The organism is Pseudomonas sp. BS3782 TE3695 (assembly GCF_050435305.1).
Lineage (GTDB): Bacteria > Pseudomonadota > Gammaproteobacteria > Pseudomonadales > Pseudomonadaceae > Aquipseudomonas.
Genome location: NZ_JBNDKB010000001.1, coordinates 1098047 through 1117901 on the forward strand (window position 1 = coordinate 1098047; position 19855 = coordinate 1117901).

A 19855-nucleotide genomic window follows, 5' to 3' on the forward strand; every position below is an offset into this window, starting at 1 on the left:
TATAGCCGATCGGTATTTATGAATTTATATAAATGCCGGTAGGTTATATCTCATCAGGCAATAAGTTTTAGAACACTGGCGTGGCACTTAAATTGCCTTCAAACCTATGTGCCTTATTGTTACAACGGTGCGTTCTATTAAGTAATTCTTCACCCGCGGGGAGCTGAACGCTATTCGCCATGAGCGCCATTGAATCTGCTTTTTTGAATCTGGCTTACCCTCCGCAGCTCGATCTTGGGCCGCAGCTTACGCACGAACAGCTGCTCAGCTCGATGCAATCGACCATGGCGCGCCACAAGGGTGGGCCGGTGTGGTTGTTCGCTTACGGTTCGCTGATCTGGCGCCCTGAATGTGCGGCGGTAGAGCGAATACGCGGTCGCGTTCATGGCTACCATCGCGGCTTATACCTGTGGTCCCACGAACATCGCGGTACACCGGAAGTGCCCGGGCTGGTATTTGGCCTGGATCGCGGCGGCTCATGCAGCGGGTTTGCCTATCGCTTGCCCGAAGAACAACTCGACGCTTCGCTGTATGCACTCTGGCAACGTGAAATGCCATTCCCATCCTATCGCCCGCATTGGCTCAACTGCCGTCTCGAAGACGGAAACCAGGTTCAGGCATTGGGGTTCGTATTGGAGCGGCACCTGCCCAGCTATGCCGGCAACTTGCCGGATCATGTGCTGAGCCAGGTGTTCGACAGCGCTTGCGGGCGTTACGGCACCACTCGCGAATATGTCGAGCAGACCGCTCACGCCCTGCGTAGCCACGCCATGCCAGACCGAAATCTGGAGGCGCGGCTCAAGCGTTGCAAATCAAAGACCGATCAGGCGATCGCTTCGCGGCTCTGACTGGCGACTTGCTTGTGCCACAGCGTTGGCGCAAGGAAGGCCATCGCCAGCAGGCATGCGCCGATCAGCAAGACGAAACCGCCGTCCCAGCCGAAGTGGTCCACGGTGTAGCCCATCGCTGCACTGGCCGCGACTGAACCACCCAGATATCCGAACAACCCCGTGAAGCCTGCTGCAGTCCCGGCGGCTTTCTTCGGCGCCAGTTCCAGCGCTTGCAGACCGATCAGCATCACTGGGCCGTAGATCAGGAAGCCGATCGAGACGAGCGCGATCATGTCGACGGTCGGGTTGCCGGCCGGGTTAAGCCAGTAAACCAGTGTCGCCACGGTCACCAGCGCCATGAACACCATGCCGGTCAGGCCACGATTGCCACGGAAGATCTTGTCCGACATCCAGCCGCACAGCAGCGTGCCCGGGATCCCCGCCCACTCGTAGAAGAAATACGCCCACGAGGTTTTATCCACGGTGAAGCCTTTGGCTTCCTTGAGGTAGGTCGGTGCCCAGTCCAGCACGCCGTAACGCAGCAGGTAGACGAAGACGTTAGCCATGGCGATGTACCAGAGCATTTTGTTGCGCAGCACGTACTTGACGAAGATTTCCTTGGCACTGAATTCCTCTTCGTGGCTAGCGTCGTAACCTTCCGGGTAGTCGTTCTTGTACTTCTCGATCGGCGGCAGGCCCACCGACTGTGGCGTGTCGCGCATGGTCATCAAGGCAAACACCGCGACGGCCAGAGCCACCGCTGCCGGTACGTAAAACGCGGCGTGCCAGTCATTGAATAGACCCATGCCGAGCAAGAACAGCGGGCCGATCAGGCCGCCGCCGACGTTGTGTGCCACGTTCCACACAGACACCACGCCACCGCGCTCCTTCTGCGACCACCAGTGCACCATGGTTCGGCCACTCGGTGGCCAGCCCATGCCTTGGGCCCAGCCGTTGATGAACAGCAGGATGAACATCATGGTCACGCTGGACGTTGCCCAAGGCGCGAAGCCGAAAACGAACATCACGCCGGCCGACACCAGCAGGCCAAATGGCAGGAAGTAGCGCGGGTTGGAGCGGTCGGACACCAGGCCCATGAGGAACTTCGACAGGCCGTAGGAAATCGCAATCGCCGACATTGCCAGGCCCAGTTGACCACGGGTGTAACCCTCGTCGATCAGGTACGGCATTGCCAGGGAGAAGTTCTTGCGCAGCAGGTAGTAACCCGCATACCCAATGAAAATCCCGGCGAAGATCTGCCAGCGAAGGCGTCGGTAGGTGCTGTCTATTTTTTCTTCAGGCAATGGAGCCTGATGTGCGGCAGGACGAAAGAAAGCAAACATTCAAGAGCTCCAGATTTCTTGTTTTGACTGCGGATGCGAATGTTACAGTTTCGTTACTGAAAATAGCATTGGTTATCATCAGCAAAACAGCGGAAATGTTGGAAATCGAGTGTTCCTTTATGAACATGTCGCCCAGACGTAAATGAAGGACGGTGTTGAAAGTATTACCTCTGGCCGCTTTGTTACGCCTGAGGCTTCCGGAGTAGGGCAGGTGTTTGGGAAATGTTCTGTTCGGTTACCAGAAGCCATGACCTTCAGCGTGGAGCCATGGAGCTTTAACCCAGGTTCACGGCACATGCCGATGGCTCGAGGCGACCCGGCTTGCGGTAGCGCAGTGGAGATTCAAGCCGTAGACGGTCGGCCCCCTATTAATGCAAGTCCAGACCGTTTTGTCGGGATCAGCGACCTGAATCACCACTTTCCCGACCCCTGCGCTGGCCAAGATCATCGATGTTGTTGACGCGATCAAGTCGGATTGTTTTGGAACATGACGTAGAGTGGCGCTAATCCTGAGTTGAGGGGGAATACAATTACGTAGTCGTCAAAAATCACTTCAGAGGGATTGGAAAATGTCTGAATCGCTGGAATACCTCGTGAAATGATAGTGCTGGGAGATCTCTTCCAGGCTTTGACTGGTCGGTTTTCAGGCATCCAGATCAAGGTAATTGCGGCAGTGTCTTCGCTAGTGAAATTGTAGGTCCCAGTGTAAGGCGAGCTGACGGCTCTTCTGACCCTGACGCTTGACTTCAGGGTCGCGCCGTCCGCTGTTGCGAGTTGGACTGCCGGCATCATTTCATTAAACTCAGAGACTTTTCCGGATCCAAGTCTAAATGGGAGATTCACTTCGCCTTTCGCCTGAGCAAGACCTTGCCAGTCCAAGGGCTCATTGAAGCCTAGTTCGGAAATCGGAATACTCAATGCGTAGCGCTCTGAGTGGCCCAGGTTCATGGAGAAACAGAGAATGTTTACATATTTGCCTATGGCGCCATTACCCGGCGTCGTGGCCAAACGGCTAAGGTGCGCAACTGCGTTGAGCGTTGCCTCTTGTAATGCCAGCGAGATACGCTCGAAAGACGCCATCGCTTCCGCAGCAACCGTCATCACCAATGGCCCTTCACTAGCGCGGGAGTAGGGCGCGTAATAGATGCCGGGGGTATCGACAGGTACGTTGCTGCTTGCGGTATTTTCGGGTATTTCACCAGCTCGTTGTTCCTTAAAACCGGGCAGGCTCTTATAGGCATGGAATACTTTTAGCGTGGCCAACACGTTTTCAGGAGATGACTCGTTATTGAAGTCGTCCGTGTAGAAAAGCAGGTCCGCCCCCATTGGGTGTTGACAGATTGTGTCGAAATGCGAAACAAGTCTGTCGTGCTCATCTTCCAAAACATCGACGGCCCAGATTTTTTTTACGAAGCTCAAGAATTCTGCTTCGGTGTAGTCTTGAATTGTTTGTTTAAGTTCCATCTTCCGTGATTCCCTGTTTTTGATTCGCAAGAAGCAGAGTTCTGCACCTTGCCCATGCTGAAATGGGCGAGGTGATCCATTGGACTTAGTCGTGGTCTTTTTCGATTAAAGTAAAAACCAGGGTGTCCACCTGCATTGAGGCTGTGTACTGAAACACTACCTTTATGTTCGGATGCTTTTCAGGGTCGAGACGATAAGATTCCCAGCCTCCTGTTTGACCCATGGGTTTTGGCATTTTTACCGGAGGCTGCACCTCCAGAGGCGTTGTAAACAAGGCGTGTACGTCAGATTGGGACATATTCGAAGTGTAGGGATTCGGTAACTCTCCCTTGTAGATGGGCAGCCCTGGCATTGATTCCAGCACAGTAATGAAGAGCTTTTCGAAGCGCCGGGTTTCAGCCCAGAAGCTAAGTTCGAGGCCTGCGGCAGGTTCAATATCTAACCAGTCTCGCCCGGGATAAAGCTCTTCCAAGGGTTGATTCGGAATACTTCCTTCGGATATTAGGATGTCATAAGATAGTCCCAGTTTTTTGATCCAGTGCTCTATGGTTGTAGCTTTCATCAATACCACCCCTGTTCTTTGTTTAAGACATGTAATTGCTGTCGGGCTTTCTCAATGTCGGACTCTAAAAAGCCTTCTTCTAATAGTCCTTGCTTAATTGCGTTGAAATTACTATCTACTGCGGCCTGAATATCTGCGGAATCTTTGGCTTGCTTGTCCTTCGTGTTTCGCCCGGCATACGTCTCGCTGTACTTCTGATGGATGCTAGTAGGAATTGTGATACTCGGAGCGTGGTCGAGGTATCTTTTAATTTTACGTCGCGGCAGCTCGGGGAAATTTGCAGCCAGATGGCTTTCCAGCGCCTTGCGAGAAGGAATGTGGTCAGCATCCAACCCATCCTTCACGCTTCGCTTGCTCAAATCACCATAGGGCCCCACCTCCAACGGCCTCACCGGCATCTCGGCATACAGGACGTATTGCGGTGCCAATCCTGGATCTGTCGGCAACCAGAGAATACCGGTGAGGACGTCCGCTACGTCAATGCCGGGTAATGTTTCATTTTGTGGGGGCAGGGGTGTGGTCGTTCCTCCGAGATACACAGGAACGCGCACTGGAACCCCCGGCAAAGGCGTCGGGCCGAGCAGTTCGCTACCAGGGGGAATGAGTGGAGTCCAATTCGGTGGATTGGAAACCATGCTTCCGGCGTTTGCGCTGAATGCTTTTCGCGCCGCGTCAAAAGCATCGGATACCGGGCTTCCGGGAAGCGACCAGGGGGCCGCGGTAGAAGTAACGTCGGTTGTACCCGGTCGTCCGTTGGGGCCAACTATCCCCATCTCATCGAAGTTGTAAGTGTCTCTAGCCGCCGTTGGTTGTTCGAGATAGCGCAGATCAAACTTTCTGGAATCGCCGACCCAGTCGCTCTTCTTGGCGATTGGGGCATAGCCTTTTTCCATTCGCTTGGCATTGAGGTCATAGAGCGACCTGCTCAGGTCTTTATCCTTTGCCGTCGTTTTCCAGAAATCTTTTTTAAAGTCGTCAGCCGATATGAATTGCCGGCCTCGCAGCCGGTCTGCCAACTGCGATGGAATGGCGGCTGGGTTGCCTTGTCGAGTCAATCCGCGCAGGTCATTTGTCGTCGGCTGACCGTTACCGGTTGCCACTTCGGGATTGCCCCATGGGGTATTGAATGCAACGTAGAAAGGTGCCAGACCCAGATGTTGGGGAAACACTATCAGCCGGTCATTGAAGCGCGTGTCCGCTCCGGTCGGTATGGTTTCTACTGGAGGCTGGCCGGAAGCCATGATTAGCCCCGAATACCCCATGGATGGTGCGCTTGCTGTCGTTTCTTGCGGACTAGTGGTGAGCCGCAAGGTGATGGGGGAAAAGCCTTCGCCGGTAACCTGAATGCTGTTTGTCAGCGGGTCGAGTATGCCGGCAACGACCTTGACCGCACTGGGCACGATGTTTCCATCGGTCCTGGCAACGAGAAACTTCGTTTCCATTGCTTGGGTTTCGAAACGGACCCGATAATCCAGATCAACTGTGCCGTTTTCGTCGGCAGTTTTCCGCAAGTCCAGGTTATCCGGCAGTTCCATCATTTCTGCTGGTACGCTCAGCGCTTTGATCGCGAGATCACGCTGAGTACCGGACAATTCAGCATCGCCCAGTACGGGCGAGTAAGTCATTGCAGTCACAAACGTGCCTGCAATTTGTCCGGTTCGCAGACGAGCAATCCTGAGCAGCTCTGCCATGGCATCGCCAAGGGCAACATCCAGCGCCGTTTCGAGAAACTTTGGGCTCAATAGAGCCGAGGCAGTTATCAGCATTGGGCGTGATGCCGCAACGCCAGCGGGCGCACTCACGGTATTGGTCGACCTGATAACTTCCAGGCGCCGTTCTTCGTTGTTTTTTCTGAATGCCTTGACGTCTGCCTCTTGAGCTTTTAATAACGCTCTGTGTTTTTGAGCTTCTCGTTCCCAGCGCTCTTCGCGTGCACGCCATTCGGCTACGAATTGGGTGTTCTTCACAGAAAGTGCATGCGATTGCTCGGTCAGTCTGCGGATTATTTCAGTGAGCGTCCGTACCGCTTGTGCGGCGTCATATGAAGACGCCCAAGACTGGTGAGCACTTGCGGTGCTACCAAGTTCATGAAATCTATTCAGGTAATCCTGGGTGGTCTGGTTTAGCGCTGCGCTACCAAAGAACGCATTGGCTCTGGTAGTCATTGCTTGAAGTTCGGCCTTTTTCAAGGCTAACAAGTGATCAACACTTGCTTTGTCTTTAAGAAGGGCAAAGCTGCCGGGCACCTCGCGATCTATTCTGACCGAGGGATGTATAGCGTTTAGCTCGGTTTGAACTACTTGATCCAGAGTTGTGCGTCGTAATGAGTGTTCAGCGTCAAGTGCATTGCGGGCCGATTCATATTGAAGGGTTTGTGTCGCAATTGTTTGATTCTGAGCGGCGATGGCAGTTTCACGCCGATGTTGTTCCAACGTTTGGAGACGCTTGGCTCGCCTGCGGCGCCCCGCGCTTCCACTGCCCGAAAATCCACCACCTCCACCCGTAGTGAAAAAACCATTACTTTGGGTGGTGTGTGCAATGTTTCCATGAAATATGTTTACTGTTCCATCATCCATACAGTCACTCCTTGTCTGTATGGGGCAGGATGGTTTTTATTGTGGTGTCTTGTGCACTACATATTTATCGCATTTAAAGCGGGGCTCTGAATAGTGTTTCAAATTTTTAGCCAAGCCACCAACCATTGACCAAGTTAAGCCATGAGAATCAGTTTTAGCGAAGATGTCTGAGCCAGGAAGGTTGGCTCAGACGTCCGAGGTTACCTAATCTGAACCACCACTTTCCCGACCGCCTTGCGCTGGCCAAGGTCATTGATGGCTTGCGCCGCGTTGCTCAGCGGATACACCTGCGACACCAGTGGCTTCAACTTGCCCTCGGCAAACCAGCCAAACAACTGCTGGAAGTTCGCCGCGTTGTCCTGTGGCTGACGTTGGGCAAACGAGCCCCAGAATACGCCGACTACCGCTGCGCCTTTGAGCAGTGCCAGGTTCACTGGCAGCTCCGGGATTCGTCCGCTGGCGAAACCGACCACCAAAAGTCGGCCGTTCCAGGCGATGGCGCGGATGGCCTGGTCGAACAGATCACCGCCGACCGGATCGTAGATCACGTCGGCGCCCTGGCCGTCGGTCAGGCGTTTGATCTCGTCCTTGAGGCTGGTTTGGCTGTAGTTGATCAACTCATCGGCGCCGGCGGCCTTGGCCACTGCGAGTTTTTCTGCGCTGCTGGCGGCGGCTATGACGCGAGCACCCATGGCTTTGCCGATTTCCACGGCGGCAAGGCCGACGCCGCCGGAAGCGCCGAGCACCAGCAAGGTTTCGCCAGGTTGCAGGTTGCCCCGTTGCTTGAGGGCGTGCATCGAAGTGCCGTAGGTCATGCTGAATGCGGCGGCGGTGTTGAAGTCCATCGAGGGCGGGATCGGCAGCACGTTGTAGCCCGGCACCGCGACCTGCTCGGCAAAGCTGCCCCAACCAGTCAGGGCCATGACCCGGTCACCGACCTTGAGGTGACTGACCTTCTCGCCCACCGCGCTAACCACACCGGCCGCTTCGCCACCCGGCGAAAACGGGAAGGGCGGCTTGAATTGGTATTTGCCCTCGATGATCAACGTGTCCGGGAAATTCACCCCAGCCGCGTGCACATCCAGCAGGATTTCATTCTTCTTCGCCACAGGGCTGGCGACGTCTTCCAGCACCAGCGATTCGGCAGGGCCGAAGGCTTTGCACAGCACGGCTTTCATCAGGGCTATTCCTTTGGGAGTGATGGCCGATAAGTGTAGGTGTGTGAGTCATTGGGTCAACGAGCATGCCCGACCCTGATAGTCAGCCATAAGCTTGTGCTTGAGCGGCGGGTCGTTATGCTTGGCCGCAAACCGGATAAGGAGCGAATTGTGAAAGCGTGGATCATGTTGATGCTGGCCCTGTCTCTGCCTGTGGCAGCGCTGGCCGAAGAAGCCAAAGAAGGTGAAGCCCCGAAGGTCAACTACATCACCCTGAGCCCGCCATTCGTGGGCAACTATGGGCTGGACGGCACGCCCAAACTCAAGGTCTACAAGGCCGATGTGGCCTTGCGGGTGACCGGTGACGAGGCGACCAAAGCGGTAAAGGCCAATGAGCCATTGATCCGTAACAAGCTGGTGGCGCTGTTTGCACAGCAGACCACGGAAGCCATGAATAACATCGAAGCCAAGGAAAAGCTGCGTCAGGAAGCCTTGAAGCAGACCCAGCAAGTGATGAACGATGAAACCGGCAAACCGGTGGTTGAGGATTTGTTGTTCAACAACCTCATTATTCAGTAAGACTTTTTTTGTCTGGGCTGTCCCCTTCGCGAGCAAGCCCGCTCCCACAGTTGACCGCGTACTTATCCTGCAACTCGGTTTAATGTGGGAGCGGGCTTGCTCGCGAAGGCATTCTTGCTGTCGCTGCATCGCTCATGCCCGTAATGCAATCACCGCCGCCCACTGCTCCGCCGTCACTGGCATCACCGATAGCCGCGAACCCTTCTGCACCAGTGGCATCTCAGCCAGCGCGGTTTGCTGCTTCAGATAATCGAGCTTCAGCACCTTGGGGAATGTCTCGACATGCGCAACATCAATCGCACTCCAGGCGTTTTTCTCGGCAGTGGCCTTTGGATCGAAATAATGACTTTCAGGCTCCAGCGCCGTCGGGTCCGGGTAAGCCGCCTCGACAATTTTGCCGATCCCGGCAATCCCTGGCTCGGGGCAACTGGAGTGATAGAAGAAAAACTCGTCACCCACCGCCATGGCCCGCAGGAAGTTACGCGCCTGATAGTTGCGAACCCCGTCCCAGCGCGCTCGGCCAAGCTTTTCCAGGTCTTTGATCGAGAGTTCATCGGGCTCGGATTTCATCAGCCAATAGGCCATGGTTTTGCTCCTTGCGAGGTGAGTGGGCAAGTGGTCGGGCATTTTATGACAAACCGACGGTCGGTTGACGCCAGTGTTTGCGTGTCGGTTCACGTTGTCGCAAAATGCCGGCCTTCTAAGCTTGACGCTGCTGCACGGCCTACACCTACAACGGAAACCGCTGCTGTCATCGTGTTGATGTGCCTTTGGGGGGCAATCGATGAAACGCAAACCGGATTTACTATGGATTTTGGTTGTTTTATTTGGGCTGGGTGTCGTGACCACCGGTTATGCCCAAAGCCTGTGGAACAATAAACCCGATGCTCCGGTCGAGATCACGCAGCAACAGCCGTCGGCCTTCAAGCGCTGAACCTGTCTTTTGGACGCCGCTGATATCAGTGGCGTCTAGTCCGCGAAATACCACGCCTTGTCCGTGACCGTTCCCTGCAGCGGCACATCCCAGCTCGCCTGAGCCAATCGTTGCACCTTCTGACATTCATGGGCCAGGCCCAGCAGCGTCGGCTTGCGCCAGTTTTTGCGCCGCGCCAGGTACGCCAGGCTTCGGTCGTAGAAACCACCGCCCATTCCCAGGCGTCCGCCGACATCGTCAAACCCCACCAGCGGCAACAACACCAGATCCAGCGCCCAGACCTTGCGTTGCCGGGCAATGTTGTGCCGTGGTTCGGGGATACGAAAACGGTTGGGCTTGAGCTTTTCCCCAGGACGAATTCGCTGGAACACCATTTTGGTTTGCGGCCAGGCACTGAGCACCGGCAGATACGTCGCCTTGCCCCGCCGTTGCGCGGCCCGCATCAGCAGACGTGGGTCGATTTCACCGTCGTTGGGCAAGTACAGGGAGATGTGTTTTGCGCGGCGGAACAGCGGATGCTGGGCCAATTGCTTATACAGCCCGCGAGCGGCCTCGCGCTGCTGACAGGGTGTCAGTGCGCGGCGGGCCTTGCGCAGCATGCGTCGAAGTTGCGGGCGGGGCAGCAGCGCAGGTTCGGTCATGGATTCAGGCTTCAGAAGTGCGAGTACCAAAGCGTACCCGTAAAAAAGCCGATGCCGGTATTTAAACCGGCATCGGACTGGAATCAGGCTCCCCGGATGAACCGCTGTCGACTTAGCCCTTGAACCCGAAAGTTCAAGGTGGAAGATGCAGTAGGCTTTAAGGCTTTCCGTCTAGCGGACATGCACACCAGCCCAACGTGCAACCTCCAGGGTAGTGCGAATCGGCTCAGGGACGTCGTCAACTGGCAAGCACCCCAGGGAGTGATGCGAGTATACCCCAAGCGGTTTCGCGTTTCAGCCCTTGGTGACATCCGGATCGGTCGACAGCGCCAGATCGACGCGGTCCAGCAGGTCACGAACCTGCTCACGGGTCGAGCCGCTGGCCTGGACATCCGGGCGTTCTTCCTTGTGCAGAAGCTCGTGCGTGATGTTCAGGGCGGCCATCACGGCGATGCGGTCGGCGCCGATGACTTTGCCGCTGCTGCGGATTTCGCGCATCTTGCCGTCCAGGTAACGGGCAGCGCTCACCAGGTTGCTGCGCTCTTCCTGAGGGCAAATGATCGAATATTCTTTGTCGAGGATCTGCACGGTAACGCTATTGCTTGAACTCATGAGTCTTGCTCCAGGGCCTTGAGGCGCGAAATCATCGATTCGACCTTACGCCGGGCGATTTCATTTTTTTCAATGAGGTGCGCGCGTTCCTCGCGCCAGGTCTTTTCCTGAGCTAATAGGAGTCCGTTCTGACTCTTTAGTTGCTCGACCCGAGTAATTAGCAGTTCGAGTCTGGCCATCAGCGCTTGCAGGTCGGTGTCTTCCATTGTGTCCACTGGTTGTGTCTGATGGGTGGCAGGCTCTGTACAAAACTGCCTGCGCGTCGATCATGCTTCGTTAAAAACAGGCTCGCAATGCTCATGTAGGCCCTACACTCCGCGTGCTCGCCTGTTTTTGCCTTGCCTGATCGCCGCTCGGCGAGTTTTCGTACAGGCCTGGCTGGCGGACAGCCTTTAATAGTCTTGGCGAGTCTGTCGATGTAGGATACAAGGCCTTCATTCTAGACATAGCGCCGTCTGGCGCCTAGCTGCCCATGCCCATTCAGAATTCTCCGTACCAAGCCTTCGCCACCCTGCTGAGCACCAGTGGCCATCCTGTCTCGCCTGCCGAACTGCACGGCCTGTTGCTCGGTCGCAGTTGCGCCGGTGCCGGCTTCGAAGCCGACAGCTGGTTGGCTGACGCCGCCGAGCTGCTCGAAGGCGAGCCACAAGACAACGTTCGCAACGCCTTGATCGGCCTGCAAGAGATGGTCAAGGGCGAGCTTACCAGCGACGACATGACCGTGGTCCTGCTGCTGCCGACCGACGACGCGCCGCTCACCGAGCGTGCGGCCGCGCTGGGCCAATGGTGCCAGGGCTTTCTGACCGGCTTCGGTCTGACCCGCCGCGAATATGCCTTGAGCACTGAAGCCACCGAAGTGCTGCAGGATCTCGCCGCCATTGCCCAGGTACAGGACGCGCTGGAAGAGTCTGATGACGGCGAAAGCGACTACATGGAAGTGATGGAGTACCTGCGCGTCGCTCCGTTGCTGCTGTTCACCGAAACCAAGAAAACCGACGAAGCGGCTGCCAAACCGTCGTTGCATTAATCGCGTGCCAGGGAAAGCCATCTGCCCATGATTCATATCCCGAAATCGGAATACAGCCGTCGCCGCAAGGCGTTGATGGCGCAGATGGAACCCAACAGCATTGCCATCCTGCCCGCCGCCGCGGTGGCCATCCGCAACCGCGACGTCGAGCACGTCTACCGTCAGGACAGTGACTTCCAGTACCTCAGTGGTTTTCCCGAGCCTCAAGCCGTCATCGTCTTGATGCCCGGCCGTGAACACGGCGAATACGTGCTGTTTTGCCGGGAGCGTAATGCCGAACGGGAATTGTGGGACGGCCTGCGCGCCGGCCAGGAAGGCGCGATCCGTGATTACGGCGCCGACGACGCATTCCCCATCACCGACATCGACGACATCCTGCCGGGCCTGATCGAAGGCCGTGACCGGGTGTACTCGGCCATGGGCAGCAACCCGGAATTCGATCGGCACCTGATGGACTGGATCAACGTGATCCGCTCTAAAGCACACCTCGGCGCCCAGCCGCCGAACGAATACGTTGCCCTGGATCATCTGCTTCACGACATGCGCCTGTATAAATCGGCGGCAGAAGTGAAGGTAATGCGCGAAGCCGCACGGATTTCCGCCCAGGCCCATATTCGTGCGATGCAGGCCAGCCGTGCCGGTTTGCATGAGTTCAGCCTCGAAGCCGAGCTCGATTACGAGTTTCGCAAGGGCGGGGCGAAGATGCCGGCATACGGTTCGATCGTCGCCGCCGGGCGCAACAGCTGCATCCTGCATTACCAGCAGAATGACGCCGTGCTCAAGGACGGCGATCTGGTGCTGATCGACGCCGGTTGCGAGATCGACTGCTACGCCAGCGACATCACCCGCACCTGGCCGGTCAACGGCAAGTATTCACCGGAGCAGAAGGCGATTTACGAGTTGGTGCTGGCTTCCCAGGAAGCGGCGTTTGCCGAAATCGCACCGAACAAACACTGGAATCAGGCGCACGAAGCCACGGTCCGGGTGATTACCGCCGGTCTGGTGAAGTTGGGCCTGTTGCAGGGCGACGTCGACGAGTTGATCGCCAGCGAAGCCTATAAAGCGTTTTACATGCACCGCGCTGGCCACTGGTTGGGCATGGATGTGCACGACGTTGGCGAGTACAAGGTCGGCGGCGAATGGCGCGTGCTGGAAGTCGGCATGGCGCTGACGGTCGAGCCGGGCATTTATATTGCGCCGGACAACCAGAACGTGGCGAAGAAATGGCGCGGCATTGGCGTACGTATCGAGGACGACGTGGTGGTCACTAAAACCGGTTGTGAAATCCTGACGAACGGCGTGCCGAAAACGGTCGCCGACATCGAGGCATTGATGGCCGCCGCACGGACACAAGCGGCATGAGTCGAGTCAATCTGGCAATCATCGGCGGCGGCCTGGTCGGCGCCAGTCTGGCGTTGGCGTTGCAGGCCGGGGCCAAGGCTCGTGGCTGGAAGATCGTGCTGATCGAACCATTTGCCCCCGGCGACAGCTATCAACCCAGTTATGACGCCCGTTCTTCGGCGCTCTCCTTCGGTGCCCGGCAGATTTATCAACGGTTGGGCGTGTGGCAGGAAATTTCCCGCCGCGCCGAGCCGATCAAACAGATTCATGTCTCCGACCGTGGACGTTTCTCCACCGCGCGGTTGTCGGCGATGGAAGAGGGCGTTCCGGCGCTGGGTTATGTGGTGGAAAACGCCTGGCTCGGCCAATGCCTCTGGCACAGTCTGGACAAGGACGTGATCAGTTGGCGTTGCCCGGCGGAAGTCATCGGCATGGAACCGCTGACCGACGGCTATCGCCTGACGCTCAACGATGAAACCCTGGTGGAATGCGACCTTGCGGTGCTCGCCGATGGCGGCCGTTCCGGCTTGCGTGAGCAACTGGGGATTGGCATCAAGAAACGCCCGTACAACCAGAGCGCGCTGATCGCCAACATCACCCCCAGCGAAGCGCACAACGGCATGGCCTTCGAACGTTTCACCGACGATGGGCCGATGGCCTTGCTGCCGTTGCCGGACAACCGTTGCGCGCTGGTCTGGACCCGTCTGGGCATGGACGCGCAACGACTGGCAGCCCTTGATGACCGCAGCTTTCTCGCTGAGCTGCAGGGCATCTTCGGTTATCGCCTCGGCACGCTGAAACAGGTGGGCGCACGGCATTTGTATCCGCTGTCGCTGATCGAAGCCGAAGAGCAAGTCCGCCCGCATCTGGCGATTCTCGGCAACGCCGCCCACAGCCTGCATCCGATTGCCGGGCAAGGGTTCAACCTGTCCCTGCGCGATGCCCAAGCCCTGGCCGATACCTTGTTGGGCAGCGAAACCGGGCCCGGCGATTTCGCCACCTTGCAGGCCTACCGCGAGCGTCAGCGCATGGACCAGAACCTGACCGTGGGCTTCTCTGATCAGGTCACCCGGTTATTCGGCAGCACGCAGCCGCTGGTTTCTCTGGGCCGCAACATCGGGCTGCTTGGCCTCGATCTGCTGCCGCCGGCCAAACGCTGGTTCGCACGACAAGCCATGGGCCTGGGTACGCGTCCCGATGACTAAGCGAAAGCCGGGCAGGGAGCACCTGTAAGTCGATATTCACGACGGCGCGAGCACTTGGGTGACACGGGTCGAAAAAATCCTTTACGTGCGGCTCAAGCCGCAAGCGAGACAGGCTTAAAGCATGGAAATGCGCGCAGATCTGCTGATTGTCGGAGCCGGAATGGTCGGCGGTGCCCTGGCGCTGGCGTTACAAAACAGTGGGCTGGAAGTCCTGCTGCTGGACGGTAGCCCCCTGAGCGTCAAACCCTTCGATGAACAGGCACCGTTCGAACCGCGGGTGAGCGCCTTGTCGGCGGCCAGCCAGCGAATACTCGAACGCCTGGGCGTTTGGGATGGCATCGTCAACCGGCGCAGCAGCCCCTATACGCAGATGCACGTCTGGGATGGCAGCGGCACCGGGCAGATCCATTTCTCGGCGACCAGCGTGCATGCCGAAGTGCTCGGGCATATCGTCGAGAACCGCGTGGTTCAGGACGCCTTGCTCGACCGACTGCACGATTGCGATCTCGGGATGCTGGCCAATGCGCGTCTGGAGCAGATGCGCCGCTCCGGTGACGACTGGCTGCTGACCCTGGCCGATGGCCGCACCTTGCGGGCACCCTTGGTGATCGCGGCGGATGGCGCTAACTCGGCCGTTCGGCGCCTGACCGGTGTTGCGACTCGCGAATGGGATTACATGCACCACGCGATCGTGACCAGCGTGCGCAGCTCAAAACCTCATCAAATGACCGCTTGGCAACGATTCACCGACAACGGCCCGCTGGCGTTTCTGCCGCTGGAGCGGGACGGTCAACAGGATTGGTGCTCGATCGTCTGGTCGACCACGCCGAGCGAAGCCGAACGCCTGATGGCGCTGGATGACGAAGGCTTCTGCAAGGAACTGGAACGGGCCTTTGAAGGCTGCCTCGGCACCGTGCTCAGCGCCGACCCGCGTTTGTGTGTGCCGCTGCGTCAGCGTCATGCCAAGCGTTATGTGGCTGAAGGTCTGGCGCTGATCGGCGATGCGGCCCACACCATCCATCCGCTGGCCGGGCAAGGCGTGAACCTTGGTTTCCTCGATGCCGCGGTGCTGGCCGAAGTGCTGCTGCAAGCGGCCGCACGCGGTGAGCGGTTAGCGGACGTGAAAGTACTCAGTCGCTACGAGCGTCGGCGCATGCCCCACAATCTGGCGTTGATGGCCGCGATGGAAGGGCTCGAGCGGTTGTTCCAGGCCGATCCGTTGCCGGTGCGCTGGTTGCGTAATACGGGGTTGAGGATGGTCGACCAAATGCCCGAGGCCAAGGCGTTGTTCGTGCGTGAAGCGCTTGGGTTGATTGGGGATCTGCCGGCACTTGCCAAGGCCTGAGATCTTCGTTGGGGCTGATGGCCTCTTCGCGGGCAAGCCCGCTCCCACATTTGAAATGCATTCCAGTGTGGGAGCGGGCTTGCTCGCGAAGGCGGCACATTCAACGCACCTTCCAAAACCGTGCAACATCCGGTAACGCCTCCACCCACTGTTCGATTGAGATGCGAAATGTGAGTCCTTATCATTTGCTCTCACTCCCCTATTCGAGAGACCGCTCCCATGTTGGCACCCAAGCGTCTACTGACCGCACTGGCCCTGACCCTAATTGGCAGCACCGCCGCCCAGGCCGCCGACGAGGTGGTGGTTTACTCCTCGCGTATCGATGAATTGATCAAACCGGTCTTCGATGTCTATACCCAGAAAACCGGCGTGCAGGTGAAGTTCATCACCGACAAGGAAGCACCGCTGATGCAGCGGATCAAGGCCGAGGGCGAAAACGCCACTGCCGATCTGCTGCTGACTGTCGATGCCGGCAACCTCTGGCAGGCCGAGCAGATGGGCATCCTCCAGCCGTTCACTTCCAAGGTGATCGACGCCAACATCCCGTCGCAATACCGGGCGTCCTCCCATGCCTGGACCGGCCTCAGCCTGCGGGCTCGGACCATTGCCTATTCCACCGACCGGGTTAAACCCGCTGAACTGACCACCTACGAAGCGCTGGCCGACAAGCAATGGGAAGGTCGTCTGTGCCTGCGCACGGCAAAGAAGGTCTACAACCAGTCTCTGACCGCCACCATGATCGAAGTCCATGGCGCCGAGAAAACCGAGAAAATCCTCAAGGGCTGGGTCAACAATCTGTCCACCGACGTGTTCTCCGATGACGTTGCCGTGCTGGAGGCGATCAATGCCGGCCAGTGCGATGTCGGCATCGTCAACACTTACTACTATGGCCGTCTGCACCAACAGAAGCCGGACCTGCCGGTGAAACTGTTCTGGCCGAATCAGGGCGACCGTGGCGTGCACGTCAACCTGTCGGGCATTGGCCTGACCAAACACGCTCCACACCCAGAAGCCGCCAAGGCGCTGGTGGAGTGGATGACCACGCCCGAAGCGCAAAAGATTTTCGCTGACGTGAACCAGGAATTCCCGGCCAACCCTGCCGTTGAGCCTTCAGCTGAAGTCGCGAGCTGGGGCAAGTTTAAGGCCGACACCTTGCCGGTGGAAATCGCTGGCAAGCGTCAGGCTGAAGCGATCCGGATGATGGATCGGGCTGGCTGGAACTGAGTCTGCTGTTTTAAAGGTCAAAAGATCGCAGCCTTCGGCAGCTCCTACCGGGTGTACATCATCCCAACGTAGGAGCTGCCGAAGGCTGCGATCTTTTTGCATTTTTTCCTTACACTTCACGATTTCCTTGCGAGACACCTTCCTTGGCCCACCCCGCCCAACGCCGCTGGTATCCCCTGGTCTTCGCCATTGCTGCGCTGGTCCTATTGCCCCTGAGCGTTCTGCTTTTTTCCTGGCAAATCATTGATCAGCAGATCTGGTCCCACCTGTGGGACACCCAGATGCCGCGACTGCTGGGCAATACCCTGACGTTGGTACTCGGCGTCGGTTTTGGCGTAACGCTGCTGGGTGTCAGCCTGGCCTGGCTCACCAGCCTCTGCGAATTCCCTGGGCGGCGCTGGCTGGACTGGGCGCTGATGTTGCCCTTTGCGATTCCTGCTTATGTGCTGGCATTCGTCTTCGTTGGCCTGCTGGATTTCGCCGGCCCCGTGCAAACCTTACTGCGTGAATGGTTTGGCAGCGGTTTGAGACTGCCGCGAGTGCGCTCCACCGGCGGAGTGATTCTGGTACTGGTGCTGGTTTTTTATCCGTATGTTTACCTGTTGGCACGTAGCGCATTCCTGGCTCAGGGCAAAGGCTTGATGGAAGCCGCGCGAGTCCTTGGGCAATCCCCATGGCAGGCGTTCTGGCGAGTGGCATTGCCCATGGCACGTCCGGCCATTGGCGCGGGCGTGGCGTTGGCGCTGATGGAAACCCTGGCGGATTTCGGTGCCGTGTCGGTGTTCAACTTCGATACGTTCACCACCGCTATCTACAAAACCTGGTACGGCTTTTTCAGCCTCTCCACCGCCGCGCAACTGGCCAGCCTATTGCTGTTGGTGGTGATGGTCGTGCTGTATGGCGAGCGCCGTGCCCGCGGAGCCCATCGGGCGAGTAACGAACGGCCGCGGATCAAGGCGTTGTATCACCTGCGAGGGTTCAAGGCGCTGGCGGCCATGAGCTGGTGCGGTCTGGTGTTCGCCTGCGCTTTCGTCATTCCCGTGCTGCAACTGGTGATGTGGTTCTGGCAACGCGGGCGCTTCGATCTGGATGAGCGTTATGCCGGATTGATCCTCCATACCCTGTACCTGGGCGGCATGGCTGCATTGATCACCGTCAGTGTCGCTCTGGTGCTGGCTTTTGCCCGTCGATTGGCGCCGACCCGGGCGATCCGCTCCGGCATCAGTCTGGCCAACCTTGGTTACGCCTTGCCGGGCTCGGTGCTGGCGGTGTCGATCATGCTGGCATTCAGTTACCTGGATCGCGAACTGGTGATCCCGCTGTCGGGCTGGCTTGGCGGCGCGGGCAAACCGTTGCTGCTGGGCAGTCTGTCGGCGTTGTTGCTGGCCTATCTGGTGCGTTTTATCGCGGTGGCCTATGGACCGCTGGAAAGCAGCCTGGCGCGAATACGGCCCTCTTTGCCCGAAGCAGCACGTAGCCTTGGCGTCAGTGGGCCACGACTGTTTTTCAAAGTGTATCTGCCGTTGCTGCTGCCGGGCACATTGAGCGCGGCGTTGCTGGTGTTCGTCGACGTGCTCAAGGAAATGCCCGCAACCCTGCTGATGCGCCCGTTTGGCTGGGACACGCTGGCGGTGCGGATCTTTGAAATGACCAGCGAGGGCGAGTGGGCGAGGGCCTCGTTGCCGGCGCTGACCCTGGTGTTGGTCGGGCTATTACCGGTCATCGGATTGATCCGACGTTCGGCGCATCGAAACGCGTAGGTGTCAGTCCTACACCTTGCGGCTACAATGCGCGGCATTCGGTGCGGTCCGTCCTCGGATCGGGTTGCTGAAATCGGCTGAAAGCCTTTTATTTCAAGGCATTTCATCCCGTGCAGCGCCTGCCCGCACCTTCGCCACGCCCGGAAGGAGAAACCCATGGGACAGCGTACGCCTCTGTACGACCTTCATCTCGCCCTCGGCGCGAAGATGGTCGATTTTGGCGGTTGGGATATGCCTCTGCATTATGGCTCGCAGGTCGAGGAACACCATCAGGTGCGCCGCGATTGCGGGGTTTTCGATGTATCCCACATGACCGTGATCGATGTTGACGGCCCCCAGGCCAAGGCCTGGCTTCAGTATTTGCTGGCCAATGACGTCGAACGTCTGCACAGCGCCGGCCGTGCCTTGTACAGCGCCATGCTCAACGAGCACGGTGGCATCGTCGACGACATGATCGTCTATCGTCTCGAGGACGGTTATCGCCTGGTGGTCAATGCCTCCACCCGTAATCAGGATCTGGCCTGGATGCAGGCGCATCTCGGCGACTTCGATGTGCAACTCAACGAGCGCTCCGAACTGGCGATGCTGGCCATTCAAGGGCCTCACGCCCGGCACAAGATTGCCGAACTGGTGACTCAGTCCCGCGGCGCGCTGATTCAGCAGCTCAAATATTTCGAAGGTCAGACCGACGGTGACTGGTTCATCGCGCGCACCGGTTACACCGGTGAGGATGGTCTGGAAATCCTGCTGCCGGCGGATCAGGCCCCGGGCTTTTTCAACGATCTGGTGGGGGCGGGTATTTCCCCGATCGGCCTCGGTGCCCGCGATACCTTGCGTGTCGAAGCCGGCATGAACCTCTACGGGCAGGACATCCATCAAGAAATTTCGCCATTGGCCTCCAACATGGCCTGGAGCATTGCCTGGGAACCGGACACGCGCCAGTTCATTGGCCGCACTGCCCTGGAAGCCGAACAGGCCAATGGCGTACAGCACAAACTGGTGGGTCTGGTCCTGGAAGAACGTGGGGTTTTGCGGGCGCATCAAGTGGTTCGCATCGCCGATGTTGGCGAAGGGGAGATCACCAGTGGTAGTTTCTCTCCTACGCTTAGCAAGTCGATTGCACTGGCGCGCGTGCCGGTGGCCACCGCCGACCGCGCTGAAGTGGAAATCCGTGGCAAGTGGTACCCGGTTCGAGTGGTCAAGCCGACCTTCGTACGCCATGGCAAAACCTTGATCTAACTTTTTTTGGCGGGCA

At 58.0% G+C, this 19855-nt stretch carries 19 protein-coding genes, 1 other RNA gene and 1 pseudogene; 11 read left to right on the forward strand and 10 right to left on the reverse strand.

From position 1 onward, the window contains the following. Positions 1-179: 179 nt before the first annotated feature. The gene (locus ABH909_RS04910) at positions 180-848 is read left to right on the forward strand and encodes a gamma-glutamylcyclotransferase (RefSeq protein WP_429430923.1); all 669 of its coding nucleotides are present in this window, start codon (positions 180-182) and stop codon (positions 846-848) included. On the opposite strand, the gene glpT is transcribed toward ABH909_RS04910, so the two are convergent. From glpT to ABH909_RS04935, 5 genes are all read right to left on the reverse strand, one after another. After that, a complete protein-coding gene (glpT, locus tag ABH909_RS04915; protein ID WP_429430925.1) occupies positions 824-2173 on the reverse strand; it encodes a glycerol-3-phosphate transporter in 1350 nt (449 codons plus the stop codon). The two genes, ABH909_RS04910 and glpT, sit on opposite strands and share 25 nt — an antisense overlap. A 465-nt stretch (positions 2174-2638) precedes the next feature. Next, positions 2639-3637 carry a bacteriocin immunity protein gene (locus ABH909_RS04920; RefSeq protein WP_429430927.1) on the reverse strand — a complete coding sequence of 333 codons (999 nt, stop codon included), beginning with the start codon at positions 3635-3637 and terminating at the stop codon, positions 2639-2641. A gap of 85 nt (positions 3638-3722) precedes the next feature. Then, on the reverse strand, positions 3723-4199 hold the full coding sequence (locus ABH909_RS04925) for a DUF6392 family protein (protein ID WP_429430929.1): 477 nt from the start codon (positions 4197-4199) through the stop codon (positions 3723-3725). Further along, positions 4199-6775 (reverse strand): S-type pyocin domain-containing protein, encoded by a 2577-nt coding sequence (locus ABH909_RS04930; RefSeq protein WP_429430931.1) that lies wholly within the window; start codon positions 6773-6775, stop codon positions 4199-4201. The genes ABH909_RS04925 and ABH909_RS04930 overlap by 1 nt, the downstream gene beginning before the upstream one ends. A gap of 200 nt (positions 6776-6975) precedes the next feature. Then, the gene (locus tag ABH909_RS04935) at positions 6976-7953 is read right to left on the reverse strand and encodes an NADPH:quinone oxidoreductase family protein (RefSeq protein ID WP_429430933.1); all 978 of its coding nucleotides are present in this window, start codon (positions 7951-7953) and stop codon (positions 6976-6978) included. Positions 7954-8103: 150 nt separating this feature from the next. Here ABH909_RS04935 and ABH909_RS04940 point away from each other — a divergent pair, with 150 nt between their 5' ends. After that, positions 8104-8511, forward strand: coding sequence for a flagellar basal body-associated protein FliL (locus ABH909_RS04940; RefSeq protein ID WP_429430935.1), 408 nt, complete (start codon positions 8104-8106; stop codon positions 8509-8511). A 132-nt stretch (positions 8512-8643) separates the two neighbouring features. Here the strand turns inward: ABH909_RS04940 and ABH909_RS04945 are convergent, their stop codons facing one another. After that, on the reverse strand, positions 8644-9096 hold the full coding sequence (locus ABH909_RS04945) for an EVE domain-containing protein (protein ID WP_429430937.1): 453 nt from the start codon (positions 9094-9096) through the stop codon (positions 8644-8646). A 199-nt stretch (positions 9097-9295) separates the two neighbouring features. Here ABH909_RS04945 and ABH909_RS04950 point away from each other — a divergent pair, with 199 nt between their 5' ends. Next, positions 9296-9445 (forward strand): hypothetical protein, encoded by a 150-nt coding sequence (locus ABH909_RS04950; RefSeq protein WP_429430939.1) that lies wholly within the window; start codon positions 9296-9298, stop codon positions 9443-9445. 35 nt (positions 9446-9480) lie between these two features. Here the strand turns inward: ABH909_RS04950 and ABH909_RS04955 are convergent, their stop codons facing one another. The 4 genes from ABH909_RS04955 to ABH909_RS04970 all read right to left on the reverse strand — a co-directional run bounded on the left by ABH909_RS04955 (position 9481) and on the right by ABH909_RS04970 (position 10904). Then, positions 9481-10086 carry a 5-formyltetrahydrofolate cyclo-ligase gene (locus ABH909_RS04955; protein ID WP_429430941.1) on the reverse strand — a complete coding sequence of 202 codons (606 nt, stop codon included), beginning with the start codon at positions 10084-10086 and terminating at the stop codon, positions 9481-9483. 85 nt (positions 10087-10171) lie between these two features. Next, a non-coding RNA gene (gene ssrS, locus ABH909_RS04960) (6S RNA) lies at positions 10172-10350 on the reverse strand. 30 nt (positions 10351-10380) lie between these two features. Then, positions 10381-10698 (reverse strand): cell division protein ZapA, encoded by a 318-nt coding sequence (locus ABH909_RS04965; RefSeq protein WP_429430943.1) that lies wholly within the window; start codon positions 10696-10698, stop codon positions 10381-10383. Continuing rightward, positions 10695-10904: a TIGR02449 family protein gene (locus tag ABH909_RS04970; RefSeq protein ID WP_007982902.1), complete on the reverse strand. Its 210-nt coding sequence runs from the start codon at positions 10902-10904 to the stop codon at positions 10695-10697. The genes ABH909_RS04965 and ABH909_RS04970 overlap by 4 nt, the downstream gene beginning before the upstream one ends. A gap of 266 nt (positions 10905-11170) precedes the next feature. Here ABH909_RS04970 and ABH909_RS04975 point away from each other — a divergent pair, with 266 nt between their 5' ends. The 8 genes and pseudogenes from ABH909_RS04975 (at position 11171) to gcvT (ending at position 19839) form a co-directional block, all read left to right on the forward strand. Next, entirely contained in the window at positions 11171-11725 is a 555-nt protein-coding gene (locus ABH909_RS04975; protein ID WP_008012538.1) for a YecA family protein, read from the forward strand. 27 nt (positions 11726-11752) lie between these two features. Continuing rightward, positions 11753-13087 carry a Xaa-Pro aminopeptidase gene (pepP, locus tag ABH909_RS04980; protein ID WP_429430945.1) on the forward strand — a complete coding sequence of 445 codons (1335 nt, stop codon included), beginning with the start codon at positions 11753-11755 and terminating at the stop codon, positions 13085-13087. Beyond that, complete coding sequence (gene ubiH, locus ABH909_RS04985; RefSeq protein WP_429430947.1) at positions 13084-14271, forward strand: 2-octaprenyl-6-methoxyphenyl hydroxylase; 1188 nt, start codon at positions 13084-13086, stop codon at positions 14269-14271. Before pepP ends, ubiH begins: the two co-directional genes overlap by 4 nt. 28 nt (positions 14272-14299) lie before the next feature. Next, positions 14300-14389, forward strand: a pseudogene (locus tag ABH909_RS04990) (tetrameric acyl-CoA thioesterase); the annotation flags it as partial. Positions 14390-14398: 9 nt separating this feature from the next. Then, a complete protein-coding gene (locus ABH909_RS04995; RefSeq protein WP_429439749.1) occupies positions 14399-15616 on the forward strand; it encodes a 2-octaprenyl-3-methyl-6-methoxy-1,4-benzoquinol hydroxylase in 1218 nt (405 codons plus the stop codon). Between the two features lie 219 nt (positions 15617-15835). Then, complete coding sequence (locus ABH909_RS05000; protein ID WP_429430949.1) at positions 15836-16840, forward strand: extracellular solute-binding protein; 1005 nt, start codon at positions 15836-15838, stop codon at positions 16838-16840. A gap of 143 nt (positions 16841-16983) precedes the next feature. Further along, a complete protein-coding gene (locus tag ABH909_RS05005; RefSeq protein ID WP_429430951.1) occupies positions 16984-18600 on the forward strand; it encodes an ABC transporter permease in 1617 nt (538 codons plus the stop codon). Positions 18601-18756: 156 nt separating this feature from the next. After that, positions 18757-19839: a glycine cleavage system aminomethyltransferase GcvT gene (gene gcvT / locus ABH909_RS05010; protein ID WP_429430953.1), complete on the forward strand. Its 1083-nt coding sequence runs from the start codon at positions 18757-18759 to the stop codon at positions 19837-19839. Positions 19840-19855: the final 16 nt, after the last annotated feature.

Excerpts from the sequence above, each read along its gene's own strand:
- ABH909_RS04970 (WP_007982902.1), bottom strand. The coding sequence starts at position 10,904 with ATGGAAGACACCGACCTGCAAGCGCTGATGGCCAGACTCGAACTGCTA.
- gcvT (WP_429430953.1), top strand. The coding sequence starts at position 18,757 with ATGGGACAGCGTACGCCTCTGTACGACCTTCATCTCGCCCTCGGCGCG.
- ubiH (WP_429430947.1), top strand. The coding sequence starts at position 13,084 with ATGAGTCGAGTCAATCTGGCAATCATCGGCGGCGGCCTGGTCGGCGCC.
- ABH909_RS04925 (WP_429430929.1), bottom strand. The coding sequence starts at position 4,199 with ATGAAAGCTACAACCATAGAGCACTGGATCAAAAAACTGGGACTATCT.
- ABH909_RS04995 (WP_429439749.1), top strand. The coding sequence starts at position 14,399 with ATGCGCGCAGATCTGCTGATTGTCGGAGCCGGAATGGTCGGCGGTGCC.
- glpT (WP_429430925.1), bottom strand. The coding sequence starts at position 2,173 with ATGTTTGCTTTCTTTCGTCCTGCCGCACATCAGGCTCCATTGCCTGAA.
- ABH909_RS04920 (WP_429430927.1), bottom strand. The coding sequence starts at position 3,637 with ATGGAACTTAAACAAACAATTCAAGACTACACCGAAGCAGAATTCTTG.
- ABH909_RS04975 (WP_008012538.1), top strand. The coding sequence starts at position 11,171 with ATGCCCATTCAGAATTCTCCGTACCAAGCCTTCGCCACCCTGCTGAGC.
- ABH909_RS04945 (WP_429430937.1), bottom strand. The coding sequence starts at position 9,096 with ATGGCCTATTGGCTGATGAAATCCGAGCCCGATGAACTCTCGATCAAA.
- ABH909_RS04965 (WP_429430943.1), bottom strand. The coding sequence starts at position 10,698 with ATGAGTTCAAGCAATAGCGTTACCGTGCAGATCCTCGACAAAGAATAT.
- ABH909_RS04950 (WP_429430939.1), top strand. The coding sequence starts at position 9,296 with ATGAAACGCAAACCGGATTTACTATGGATTTTGGTTGTTTTATTTGGG.
- ABH909_RS04955 (WP_429430941.1), bottom strand. The coding sequence starts at position 10,086 with ATGACCGAACCTGCGCTGCTGCCCCGCCCGCAACTTCGACGCATGCTG.
- pepP (WP_429430945.1), top strand. The coding sequence starts at position 11,753 with ATGATTCATATCCCGAAATCGGAATACAGCCGTCGCCGCAAGGCGTTG.
- ABH909_RS04935 (WP_429430933.1), bottom strand. The coding sequence starts at position 7,953 with ATGAAAGCCGTGCTGTGCAAAGCCTTCGGCCCTGCCGAATCGCTGGTG.
- ABH909_RS04930 (WP_429430931.1), bottom strand. The coding sequence starts at position 6,775 with ATGGATGATGGAACAGTAAACATATTTCATGGAAACATTGCACACACC.
- ABH909_RS04910 (WP_429430923.1), top strand. The coding sequence starts at position 180 with ATGAGCGCCATTGAATCTGCTTTTTTGAATCTGGCTTACCCTCCGCAG.
- ABH909_RS05000 (WP_429430949.1), top strand. The coding sequence starts at position 15,836 with ATGTTGGCACCCAAGCGTCTACTGACCGCACTGGCCCTGACCCTAATT.